This is a genomic window from Roseateles sp. UC29_93, assembly GCF_042695725.1.
Lineage (GTDB): Bacteria > Pseudomonadota > Gammaproteobacteria > Burkholderiales > Burkholderiaceae_C > Roseateles > Roseateles noduli_A.
The window spans coordinates 5,772,087-5,784,043 of the sequence record NZ_CP170545.1 but is presented as its reverse complement, the minus strand read 5'-3'; the positions used below and the strand labels follow the sequence as shown (position 1 = coordinate 5,784,043).

9 protein-coding genes are annotated in these 11,957 nt (G+C 68.7%); 6 read left to right on the top strand and 3 right to left on the bottom strand.

Annotated features, from left to right (window positions below):
• Positions 1–2 precede the first annotated feature (2 nt).
• The 3 genes from ACFJIX_RS26820 to lptF form a co-directional block, all read right to left on the bottom strand.
• Positions 3–452, bottom strand: a complete 450-nt coding sequence (locus ACFJIX_RS26820) for a sirohydrochlorin chelatase (RefSeq protein WP_377155684.1) — start codon at positions 450–452, stop codon at positions 3–5.
• Positions 453–513: 61 nt separating this feature from the next.
• Positions 514–1,677 (bottom strand): LPS export ABC transporter permease LptG, encoded by a 1,164-nt coding sequence (lptG, locus tag ACFJIX_RS26815; RefSeq protein ID WP_377155683.1) that lies wholly within the window; start codon positions 1,675–1,677, stop codon positions 514–516.
• Positions 1,674–2,873 (bottom strand): LPS export ABC transporter permease LptF, encoded by a 1,200-nt coding sequence (lptF, locus tag ACFJIX_RS26810; RefSeq protein ID WP_377155682.1) that lies wholly within the window; start codon positions 2,871–2,873, stop codon positions 1,674–1,676. The genes lptG and lptF overlap by 4 nt, the downstream gene beginning before the upstream one ends.
• Positions 2,874–2,901: 28 nt before the next feature.
• Between lptF and ACFJIX_RS26805 the strand changes: the two genes are divergently transcribed.
• From ACFJIX_RS26805 to prsR, 6 genes are all read left to right on the top strand, one after another.
• Positions 2,902–4,362, top strand: a complete 1,461-nt coding sequence (locus ACFJIX_RS26805; RefSeq protein WP_377155680.1) for a leucyl aminopeptidase — start codon at positions 2,902–2,904, stop codon at positions 4,360–4,362.
• A gap of 55 nt (positions 4,363–4,417) precedes the next feature.
• Entirely contained in the window at positions 4,418–4,846 is a 429-nt protein-coding gene (locus ACFJIX_RS26800; RefSeq protein ID WP_377155679.1) for a DNA polymerase III subunit chi, read from the top strand.
• Positions 4,847–5,198: 352 nt separating this feature from the next.
• The gene (locus tag ACFJIX_RS26795; protein WP_377155678.1) at positions 5,199–6,341 is read left to right on the top strand and encodes a branched-chain amino acid ABC transporter substrate-binding protein; all 1,143 of its coding nucleotides are present in this window, start codon (positions 5,199–5,201) and stop codon (positions 6,339–6,341) included.
• Between the two features lie 546 nt (positions 6,342–6,887).
• The gene (locus ACFJIX_RS26790) at positions 6,888–8,264 is read left to right on the top strand and encodes a TIGR03013 family XrtA/PEP-CTERM system glycosyltransferase (protein ID WP_377155677.1); all 1,377 of its coding nucleotides are present in this window, start codon (positions 6,888–6,890) and stop codon (positions 8,262–8,264) included.
• Positions 8,265–8,371: 107 nt separating this feature from the next.
• A complete protein-coding gene (gene prsK / locus ACFJIX_RS26785) occupies positions 8,372–10,510 on the top strand; it encodes an XrtA/PEP-CTERM system histidine kinase PrsK (protein ID WP_377155675.1) in 2,139 nt (712 codons plus the stop codon).
• Between the two features lie 73 nt (positions 10,511–10,583).
• Positions 10,584–11,951 carry a PEP-CTERM-box response regulator transcription factor gene (prsR, locus tag ACFJIX_RS26780; protein ID WP_377155672.1) on the top strand — a complete coding sequence of 456 codons (1,368 nt, stop codon included), beginning with the start codon at positions 10,584–10,586 and terminating at the stop codon, positions 11,949–11,951.
• Positions 11,952–11,957: the final 6 nt, after the last annotated feature.

Below are 11,957 nucleotides of genomic sequence, written 5' to 3'. Positions count from 1 at the left end.
GTTCAGTGCGGGGCTCGTCGGAGCGTCAGGACTGGGCCAGCACGGTCGGCGTGGCGGGGTTGAGCGGATCGGCGGGGAGCGTGACGGACGAGATCAGGTCCAGCGTCGCGCCCGCCATCGCGCGGATCACCGAGGGCTGTTCGCCGATGGCGTCGTGCAGCACGAACAGCACGCCCGGGTGCTGCGCCGCGCAACGACTCCACCAGCGGCGGCACGTCGCGGCGCACATGGCCGCTGGCGCCCAGGAACATGGGCACGATCTGGACGCGCGTGGCGCCCACGGCGACCAGCGCGCCGGCGGCGGTGGCCAGGTCCGGCGTCATCAGCTCGAGATAGGCGAGCGCGATCGGCAGGTCCGGGCAGCGCATCTGCAGTTCCGCGGCGATGGCCTGGAACGGGCCGGCCCAGGCCGGATCGCGGGCCCCGTGGGCGAAGAGCAGCAGACTGTCCATCAGCGGTTCTCCCTCAGGCGACAGGGCCCGCGTGGGGCCCGGCAGGCGGCGATCCCGCCGCTCATCGATAACGCACCAGCCAGTAGAAGGCGCCCATCGAGATGCCCAGGTACAGCAGGCTCGGCGCCGAGGCCACGAGCCACGGGGTCCAGTCGCGCAGCAGGCCGAGGTGACCGGTGATCGCATTCAGCACCACGAAGCTGATGCCCAGCATGATGCCGCCGAAGACCTTCACGCTGATGCCGCCCGAGCGGAAATGCAGGTAGGCGAAGGGCAGCGCCAGCGCCACCATCACCATGCAGGCGAACGGATAGAAGGCCTTGCGCCAGAACTGGATCTCCGGCTGCGCCGACGACTGCTCCTGCGAGGAGAGATGGCGCGTGTAGCGGTAGAGCTCCAGCGTCGACATGTTCCAGGTCGGCTGCACCGCGGCCGCCACCACGCCCGAGGGGAGCTGGCTCTGCCACTCATACTTCGGCAGCAGGATCTCGCGCACGGCCGGGTTCTCGGCCAGCTTGTCCTGCGGCGCCGCCGGGTCCGCGTGCTGCGGCGCGGCCAGGGCCGGCTGGTTCAGCGGCGTCGGCGCGCGCGACCACTGCATCAGCCGCACGTCGTTCATCAGCCAGCGGCCGGTCGGGTCGACGGTCGCATTCTTCGCGGTCATCCGCGTGGCCATCGCACCCTTGCTGTCGAACTCGAAGACGAGCACGTCCTCCATCGTCCCGTTGGCGCGGGCCCGGCCGACGTGCACCGCGTAGCTGTAGTCGCCGATGCGGTCCTTCAACCAGGCGCCCTGGGCGTTCGTGACGCCGCCGCTGGCGCTGGACTTGAGCAGTTGCGCCTGGCGGTCCGCCCACGGGTTGACGAAGTCGCCCACGACGAAGGCCAGCACCGCGAAGGCCAGCGCCATCACGCTCAGCAGGCCCAGCGCCCGCTGCGGACCCAGGCCGCCGGTGCGCAGGATGGTGAACTCGCTGGACTGCGCCAGCCGCGCCATGCTGAAGATGGTGCCGATCAGCACCGCGATGGGCATCAGCTCGTAGAAGCGGCCCGGCAGCTTCAGCACGCTGGACCAGACCGCCAGCCCGATGCCCAGGCCCAGGCGCTGGAAGCGGTCCAGGTCGTCGATGAAGTCCAGGAAGAAGAACAGCGCCAGGAACCCGGCCATGACCAGGGTGAAGGAGCTGAGGATGTCGCGGTACAGCAGCCGCCGGACGGTTCTCATGTGGGCACTCCCGGCGTGGAGCCGGACATCGACGCCGGCGCGATCACCATGCCGGCCGGGGGCGCGGCGAAGACCGTCTCCGCGTACGCCGGGTTCTCGGGCGGGGCCGGCAGCACGCCGCTGCGCGGGGCGCCCAGTCGCGCGCCCTGTTCGCGCCAGAGCAGCAGCAGCAGCGTTACCAGGAAGGCGCCGCCGTGCAGCGCCATCAGCGCCGGCCCCAGCTTCATCTTGTTGCCCACCACCCAGGTCTGGGTCAGGTTGATCAGGTTGAAGTAGACGATGAAGGCCAGCAGCGCGAACAGCAGGTTCCAGTTGCTGGCGCGACGCGGATTCGTCGCCGAGATGCCGATCCCCAGCAGCACCAGGTTGACGCAGCCCAGGATCATGCCGAAGCGCCAGGCCAGTTCCCCGTCGTTCTGGGGCGTGCGGTCGACCAGCAGGTCCAGCGTCGGGCGGGTCTTGGGCGGGCGCGTGCCGCCGGCGCGCATCACCTCGTCGTCGACGACGACCTGGTACTGCTGGAAGCGCGCCACCGACTTGTCGCCGTTGCGCTGGTCCACGTCGTTGCGCTGGCCGTGATCCAGCACCAGCACGCGCTGGTTGTCCTTGTACTGCAGCGCGCCGCGCGCCGAGGTCGTCACCGACTCCAGGTGCTCGGTGTTGTTCATGATGAAGACGTTGCGGGCGGCGGATTCATCGGCCGGGTCGCGCTCGATGAAGAACACGCGCGAGCCGTCGTTGGAGGTCTGGAACTGACCGGGCGCGACGCGCGAGAGGTCGCTGCGTTGTTCGAACTGCTCGCGCAGCTGCACGCTGTTCTCGTTGCTCCAGGGCCAGACGATGGTCATCAGCACCGTCACGACGACCAGCACCGGCGAGGCCATCGTCAGCACCGGCCGCACGAAGCGCGTCAGGCCCAGGCCGCTGGCGAACCAGATGGTCATCTCCGATTCCTTGTACATGCGCCCCAGCGACATGACGACGGCGACGAACAGCGACAGGCTCAGCATCACCGGCAACTGGGCGAGGGCCAGATAACCCAGCGACAGCAGCACGTGCTGCGGGGCCACCGTGCCCTTGGCCGCCATGCCGAGCGAGCGCACCAGCAGCATCGTGACGACGATGGTCAGGATGACCACGAAGGCCAATCCGAAACTGCGGGCCAGTTCCTTGCGTACGGTTGAATCGAATAACATCCGGGCACTTTATCTACTTCTCGGCATTATGGACTTCCGCTCTCAGCTCGTTTCCCTCGACGCCCTGTCGTCGCACGGCGCTGACGCCCTCGTGCTGGTCGTCGCGGGCGACAGCCTGCCGGCCTCGCTCGACAAGACCGTCACCGCCCTGGTCAAGGATGCCGTCAAGCTCGGCGACTTCGAGCTGAAAGCGGGTCAGGTCTTGTCCCTGGTTCGTCCCGCCGGCCTGAAGGCCCCCAGATTGATCGTCGCCGCCAGCGGCGCCTCGCTCAAGGCCGCCCGCAGCGCGCTGGGCGCCGCGCTGGGCCAGCTCAAGGGCAAGGGCGCGACGGGCGCCTCGGTGGCCTACGCCGGCTTCGGTGCCGAGCTGACCGAGTCCCTGGCCGAGCAGACCGTGCTCGCCGCCCTGGAAGCGACCTACGTCTACCGCGAGACCAAGCCCAGCGCGCCCGCCGCGTCGAAGCTGACGAAGATCGCCCTGCTGCACGGCAAGGACGACGTCAAGGCGGTCAAGGCCGGCCTGACCCGCGGCCAGGCCATCGGCGCCGGCATCGCCGTCGCGCGCGAATGCGCCAACCTGCCGCCCAACGTCGCCACGCCGGCCTACCTGGCCGACCAGACCAAGGCCCTGGCCAAGAGCCACGGCATCAAGGTCGAGGTCCTGGACCAGAAGGGCATCGAGAAGCTGGGCATGGGCTCCTTCCTGTCGGTGGCCAAGGGCTCCGACGTGCCGCCGCGTTTCATCGTCGCGAAGTACGAAGGCGCCGCCAAGACCCAGGCACCGGTCGTGCTGGTCGGCAAGGGCATCACCTTCGACTCGGGCGGCATCTCGCTGAAGCCGGGCGCCGGCATGGACGAGATGAAGTTCGACATGGGCGGCGCCGCCTCCGTGCTGGGCACGCTGCGCGCCGTGGTCGAGCTCAAGCCGAAGATCAACCTGGTCGTGCTGATCGCCGCCTGCGAGAACATGCCCAGCGGCCGCGCGGTCAAGCCGGGCGACGTGGTGACCTCGATGTCGGGCCAGACCATCGAGATCCTGAACACCGACGCCGAAGGCCGCCTGATCCTGTGCGACGCGTTGACCTATGCCGAGCGCTTCAAGCCCGCGACCGTCGTCGACGTCGCGACGCTGACCGGCGCCTGCGTGATCGCGCTGGGCGGCGTGCGTTCGGGCATGTACGCGAGCGACGATGAACTGGCCGCCGCGCTGAGCGCCGCCGGCGAGACGGCGCTGGACCCGTGCTGGCGCCTGCCGCTGGACGACGACTACGCCGACGGCCTGAAGACCAACTTCGCCGACGTCGCCAACGTCGCCGGCCGCGAGGGCGGTTCCATCACCGCCGCGAAGTTCCTGCAGCGCTTCGCGTCCAAGTACCGCTGGGGCCACCTGGACATCGCCGGCACCGCCTGGAAGGGCGGCGGCGCCAAGGGCGCGACCGGCCGGCCGGTCGGTCTGCTGACGCACTTCGTGCTGTCGCAGGTCCGCTGAACGCCGTCGGCGTTCTTCGGAACTTCCGCAAGCTGACGAGGGAAGGGCGGGTCCGGTGACGGAAGTCAACTTCTATACCGGCGTGCCCGACCGCCAGGTCTACGCCTGCCGCCTGCTGCGCAAGACGCAGGCGGCGGGACTGACCGTCGGCATCTGGGGCCCGATGCGATTGCTGGAGCGGCTGGACCAGACGCTCTGGACCTTCGAGCCCGGCGAATTCCTCCCGCACCTGCTGCTGCGCGCCGACACCCCGACGGCGCTGCGGGCGCGCACCCCGATCCTGCTCTCGGACCAGCTCGATGCGCTGGCCGGGTGCCAGGTCTTGCTCAATTTCGAGCCCGGCGTACCGCCCGGCCTCGAGCGTTTCGAGCGCGTGCTGGAGCTGGTCTCCACCGACGCCGACCAGGTCGCCGCGGGACGCGGACGATTCAAGGCCTACAAGGCGCTCGGCCTGACGCTGAATCACCACGTCATGTCGGCCTGAGCCGACTGATTCTTGTCATTTCGTCGCCAGGCGAAGCCCGCGCCGGGCTGGTGCCAGGCCGATGACGCGTTGCGCCGTCGTGGTGCCGCGAAGCCCATGGGCAGGGCGCGAATCCCCCTGATGCGCGATCGACTGGGCGGAAATCCGCACTTCGCGTGCGGCCTGTGTGCACGCCGTCGCACTCCTGCGAAAACCATCCGGGTTTGCCCCGGTGACAGGGGCGCGACAACGTCTGCGCCGTGACCGCGTTCACAGCATTTTCACTATGGAAACGCTTCCGTCTTTCGGGGTATGGTCGCTCGCGTTGAGAACTCAACGTCATTCCACATATTCCCGAGTCGGAGGTTCCTAGATGCAATCCAAGCTGAATGTGATCGTGGGCGCAATCGCCATTGCCGCAAGCGGCGCCGCCCTGGCGCAGGATGCGGTGGTCAAGATCGGCCACGTGGGTCCCACCAGCGGCGCCATCGCGCACCTGGGCAAGGACAACGAACTGGGCGCCAAGATGGCCATCGACGAGCTGAACGCCAAGGGCGTGACGATCGGCGGCAAGAAGGTCAAGTTCGAGCTGCTGGCCGAAGACGACGCCGGCGATCCGAAGCAGGGCACCGCCGCCGCCCAGAAGCTGGTCGACTCGAAGGTCAACGGCGTCATCGGCCATCTGAACTCCGGCACGACGATCCCGGCGTCCAAGATCTACAGCGACGCCGGCATCCCGCAGATCTCGCCGTCGGCGACCAACCCCAAGTACACCCGCAACGGCTACAAGACGGCGTTCCGCGTCGTGGCCGACGACGTGCACCTGGGCGGCACGCTGGGCAAGTACGCGGTGACCTCGCTGAAGGGCAAGTCCATCGCCGTCATCGACGACCGCACGGCCTACGGCCAGGGCGTCGCCGATGAATTCGAGAAGGGCGTCAAGGCCGCCGGCGGCAAGGTCGTCGGTCGTGAATTCACCAACGACAAGGCCACGGACTTCACCGCCATCCTGACCTCCCTGAAGGGCAAGAAGCCCGACGTCGTCTTCTTCGGCGGCATGGACGCCGTCGCCGGCCCGATGCTGCGCCAGATGAAGCAGCTGGGCATCGAAGCCAAGTTCATGGGCGGCGACGGCATCTGCACGGCCGAACTGCCCAAGCTGTCCGCCGGCACGCTGGCCGACAGCCAGGTCGTCTGCGCGGAAGCGGGCGGCGTGGAAGGCGAGTCGAAGAAGTCGCTGGACGCCTTCAAGACCAAGTTCAAGGACAAGTACAAGGTCGAGGTCCAGATCTACGCCCCGTACGTCTATGACGCGGTCAACGTGATGGTCGACGCGATGGTCAAGGCCAAGTCCGCCGATCCGAAGGTCTACCTGCCGGTGCTGGCCAAGACGGCCGACTACAAGGGCGTGACCGGCACGATCGCGTTCGACGCCAAGGGCGACATCAAGAACGGCGCGCTGACCCTGTACACGTACAAGGGCGGCAACCGCGAGCAGATCGCCGTCGTGCGCTGATCGTCGGCGCGAGGCCGGGGCCCTCGGGAGAGGGATCCGGCTGTCACACGACGGTCATGCGACGGTCATGCGACGTCAAAACGACGCCCACTTCGGTGGGCGTTTTTTTTCGTCCGTCGTTTCCCTGGTCGTCCCTTCACGGTTCCTCTCTGACAAGCCGACGTCGGGACGACGCGGGCCTGTCCCTTGATCGAGGGGGCACCCCCCTCACTCACGTGCATTCCCGCACGAGAGCCCCTCAAAGCATTCAGTCAGGGGGTTTGCACCTAACAGGGCCTACAGACAATGGCCCCGGTCAACGCGCCAAGGGGTCGATTCGGGGATTCTGCGGCGGTCGGCGAGACGGGTTCAACCGAGCCGGATTGCAAGGCGAACGCCCCTGCAAACAGGGGGCTTTCAAGCCTGGGGGTGGGAGGCATGATGCCCCCCGCAGCGAATGGGGCCTCCTCTGGCGGAGGACGTGTTCGCGACGAGCGGTCCTGAGAGGTTCACCCGGGTCGGCGACAGCATCCCGAGAGGATGCCGTGACCAGCTTTGGGGACGGGCATGATTCGAATTTTTAACCATTACCTCCATCGTCGAACCCTGGTCCAGGTGCTCTTCGACCTGGGCCTGATCGTGGCGGCGGTGTTCGCGGTCGCGTTGAGCCAGGGCAGCAGCGAGCACATGGTGACCTTCGCCGCGTCCTACGGGCTCTCGCTGGCCGGCGGCATGTTCGTCATCAACTCCGCGTCCGGCCTCTACTCCCAATCCCACAAGCGCTCGCTGACGCAGTCCTGCGCCCGCGCGCTCTTCGCGCTGCTGATCGGCCTGCCGCTGGCCTACGGCCTGTTCAGCCTGATCCCCGCCACCGTCTCCCACCGCGACCTGCTGACCACGACCGCCATGCTGGCCGTCGCGCTGGTCATGGTGCACCGCGTGTACGCCGCGCACTCCGGCGCGCAGGGCGCCGGCCGGACCAAGATCCTGATCTTCGGCAGCGGCCATGCCGCGCTGGCCGTCAGTGAGAGCCTGCGCGCCGCCGATCCGCATGCGCACATCGTCGGCTTCCTGCCCGGCCCGAACGAGATCGACCCGCAGGTGCCCGCGCATGAACTGCTGGCCGCCGAGAGCCTGACCGACGCGGCGATGCGCCTGGGCGTGGACGAGATCGTCGTGGCGCTGTCCGAGCGCCGCGGCGGCAGCATGCCGCTGCGCCAGCTGCTGGACTGCAAGCTCTACGGCATCCGCGTCGTGGACCTGGCCACCTACTTCGAGAAGACGCTGGCGCAGATCAAGATCAGCCACGTCCACGCCGGCTGGCTGATCTTCGGCGACGGCTTCAACCAGGGCGTGCTGCGCAGCGCCGTCAAGCGCGCCTTCGACCTCGTGTCCTCGCTGGTGCTGCTGGTCGCGACCGCGCCGATCATGGCCGTCACCGCGCTGCTCATCAAGCTGGAATCGCCCGGCGGGATCTTCTACACGCAGGAACGCGTCGGCCTGAACGGCGCGACCTTCAAGGTGATCAAGTTCCGCAGCATGCGCAACGACGCCGAGAAGGACGGCCGCCCCCAGTGGGCGACCAAGAACGACGCCCGTGTCACGCGCGTCGGCAACTTCATCCGCAAGGTCCGCATCGACGAGCTGCCGCAGCTGATCAACGTGCTGCGCGGCGAGATGAGCATGGTGGGCCCGCGTCCCGAGCGCCCGTTCTTCGTCGACGAGCTGGTCGCGCAGATCCCGTACTACGCGGTGCGCCACAGCGTGAAGCCGGGCGTGACCGGCTGGGCGCAGGTCCGCTACGAATACGGCTCGACCATCGAGGACTCGCTGGAGAAGCTCCAGTACGACCTGTACTACGTCAAGAACCACACGCTGTTCCTCGACCTGCTGATCATGCTCGAGACGGTGGCGGTGGTCCTGACGGGCCGGGGGGCGCGCTGAGCGCGACGGCGGAGCGTTGCGCTCCCGGCGTCCCGTTTCTGCGTCCATTTTTGCGCCGGTGTCCGCGGCCGTTCCTGATCGCGGCCCGCGCGTCGGGACATTGATCCATGTGGGCCAACACCCTGAGCCTCGGCGCCGCGTCGGGGATCGTCGCGGTATTCGCGCATCTGGCCCTGGCGGTCGTGGTGTTGCCCCAGTTCGGCCAGCACCGGCGCCGCGCGCTGCGACTGCAGGCCGCATTGCTGCTGACGGCCCTGTGGGCCGGTCTTGACGCCGCGGTCGAGCAGGGCTGGCTCGGCGGCCACCAGTGGCCCGCCCTCGTGCTCCTGCCCATCTGCGACGCGCTGCGTTACGGCGCGTGGTTCTCCTTCATCCTGGCGCTGATCGAATCGCGCGACGACGACGGCCGCTCGCGCAGCGCCGGCGTCGCGCGGCCGCTGCAATGGCTCGCGTGGGCCGGCGTGGTCACCGCGGTCGCGTTGCCGTTGTGGCGCTACTGGGGCGACGCGCCGCTGGTCACGATGCAGCGTCCGATGACGATGGCCTGGCTGGGCCTGGGCGTGTTCGGGCTGGTGCTGATCGAGCAGATGCTGCGCAACATCGACAGCGACGCGCGCTGGAACGCCAAGCCGGTCAGCCTGGGCCTGGGCGCGGTGTTCGCGTTCGACGTGTTCGTGTTCTCGCAGGCCTCGCTGTTCGCGCAGTTCGACGGCGACGCCCTCAGCGTGCGCGCCGCCGTGCACAGCCTGGCCGTGCCCTTGCTGTGGCTGGCCAGCCGCCGGCACAAGAAGTGGCTGGACAAGCTGCATGTCTCGCGCACCGCGGCCTTCCACTCGGCGACGCTGCTGATCGTCGGCGTGTACCTGCTCGGCGTGTCGGGCATCGGCTACTACGTCCGCTACACCGGCGGCGAATGGGGACGCGCGCTGCAGCAGGTGCTGCTCGCGGTGGGCGTGCTGGCGCTGCTGACGATGGGCCTGTCGGGCTCGCTGCGCGCCAAGCTGCGCGTCTACATCAGCAAGCATTTCTTCAGCTACCGCTACGACTACCGGCAGGAATGGCTGCGCTTCACCGCGATGCTCTCGGCCAGCGCGTCGCCGGCGGAGCTGGGCGAATCGGTGATCCGCGGGCTGGCCCATCTGGTGGAGAGCCCGGCCGGCGCGCTGTGGTTGCGTCGCGCGCCGGTGGCGGCGCCAGCCGCGGAGTACCAGCAGGCCGCGCGCTGGAACCTCAACGACGACCGCCAGCCGCTGACCGCCGACGAGCCGCTGCTGCGACTGCTGCAGGAGCGCGCGTGGATCGTCGACCTCGACGAGTGGCGCCGCGACCCGGCCGCCTACGAACATGCGCCGCTGCCCGAGGCGATCGCCGGCGATGCCCGCCATTGGCTGCTGATCCCGCTGCTCAATGCGGGCGCGCTGACGGGCTGGGTGATCCTGGGCCAGCCGCGCACCCGGCTGGAGCTGAACTGGGAGGTGCGCGACCTGCTGCGCACCGCCGCCCAGCAGGCCGCCAGCTACCTCGCGCAGATGCAGGCGGCGGAAGCGCTGCTGGAGGCGCGCAAGTTCGAGGCCTTCAACCGCATGTCGGCCTTCGTGGTGCACGACCTCAAGAACATCGTCACGCAGCTGTCGTTGATGATGAAGAACGCCAAGCGGCTGCGCGACAACCCGGAGTTCCAGCAGGACATGCTGGACACGGTGGAGAACTCCCTGGAGAAGATGCGGCAGCTGATGCTGCAGCTGCGCGAGGGCGACAAGCCGCATCACGGCAGCGCCGGCGGCGTCGCGCTGACGGCGATCGCGCGGCGGCTGGCCGCGGCGGCCGTCAGCAAGGGCCGCGCGCTGGACCTGGAGCTGCGCGACGAGGTCAGCGCGCGTGGCCATGAGGAACGCATCGAGCGCGTGCTCGGCCACGTGGTGCAGAACGCGCTGGACGCGACGCCGATCGACGGCCGCGTGACGCTGCGATTGCAGCGCGTGGGCAGCCACGCGCAGGTGGAAGTGGAAGATACTGGCTGCGGCATGTCGCAGGAGTTCATCGATCAACGGCTGTTCAAGCCGTTCCAGACGACGAAGGCGGCGGGCATGGGCATCGGCGCCTACGAGAGCTATCAGTACCTGCAGGAACTTGGAGGGAAGATCAACGTGGAAAGCGCGCCCGGACGAGGCACCAAGGTCACCATCTTGCTGCCGCTGTTTTTCGCCCAGTCGGGCAGCGATGCCGGACTGGTGGAGGCGCGATGAGCGCCGACGCACGGCCGCCCGAAGGCGGCACGCCCTCCCTCCCGAAGGGTCCCGCGAAGCGGCGGGAGTCCACATGAGCGCTCAACCTCCCGCATTGCTGATCGTCGAGGACGACCTCGCGCTGCAGAAGCAGCTGAAGTGGTCGATGGACCGCTTCGAGTCCGTCACCGCCGATGACGTCGCCAGCGCGGTGCTGCAGTTCCGCCGGCACAAGCCGCCGGTCGTCACGATGGACCTCGGGCTGCCGCCCGACCAGGACTCGACCTCCGAGGGCTTCAAGCTGCTCGAGAAGCTGATCGAGCTCGAACCCGGCACCAAGATCATCGTGCTCACCGGCCAGAACGACCAGAGCAATGCGCTGCGCGCGATCCGCATGGGCGCCTACGACTTCCTGGCCAAGCCGGTCGATCCGGACGTGCTGGTGCTGACCGTCGAGCGCGCGATGCGCCTGCATGAGCTGCAGCAGGAGAACCAGCGGCTGCTCACCCAGCAGGACGGCGAACCCACCGGCAAGCTGCTCACGCGCGACGCGCAGATGCAGCGCATCTGCCGCACCGTCGAACGCGTGTCCGGCAGCGACGCCACCGTGCTGCTGCTCGGCGAGAGCGGCACCGGCAAGGAAGTGCTGGCGCAGTCGCTGCACGACGCGTCCAAGCGCAAGGGCCGCTTCGTCGCGATCAACTGCGCGGCGATCCCCGAGGCGCTGCTCGAGAGCGAACTCTTCGGCTACGAGCGCGGCGCCTTCACCGGCGCGACCAAGACCACGGTCGGCAAGATCGAGACCGCGCACGGCGGCACCCTGATGCTCGACGAGATCGGCGACCTGCCGATGTCGCTGCAGGCCAAGCTGCTGCGCTTCCTGCAGGAACGCAGCATCGAACGCCTGGGCGGGCGTCAGGAGATCGCGGTCGACGTGCGCATCGTCGGCGCGACGCACCAGGACCTGAAGGCCAAGATCGAGCAGGGCCTGTTCCGCGAAGACCTCTTCTACCGCCTGGCGGAGATCGTCGTCGACATCCCGCCGCTGCGCGATCGCGCCGGCGACGCGGTGCTGCTGAGCCATGCCTTCCTGCGCCGCTTCTCGTCGGAGCAGCGCCGCCCCATCCTGCGCCTGGCCGACGATGCGATCCGCGCGGTCGAGGCCCACCGCTGGCCCGGCAACGTGCGGGAACTGCAGAACGTCATGAAGCGCGCGTCGATCATGGCCGACGGCGACCGCATCACCGCCGACGACCTCAACCTGCCGTTGCCCGCCGGCGGCGAAGTGCCGGCGGACGCGGCCGACCTCGACCTGCGCACCGTGCGCGAGCGCGCCGAGCGCCAGGCCGTCGTGGCCGCGCTGGCCCGTACCGACGGCAACATCGCCAAGGCCGCCGACCTGCTGGGGGTCAGCCGGCCGACGCTGTACGACCTGATGGCCCGCCTCGGCGTCAAGGCCTGAGCATCG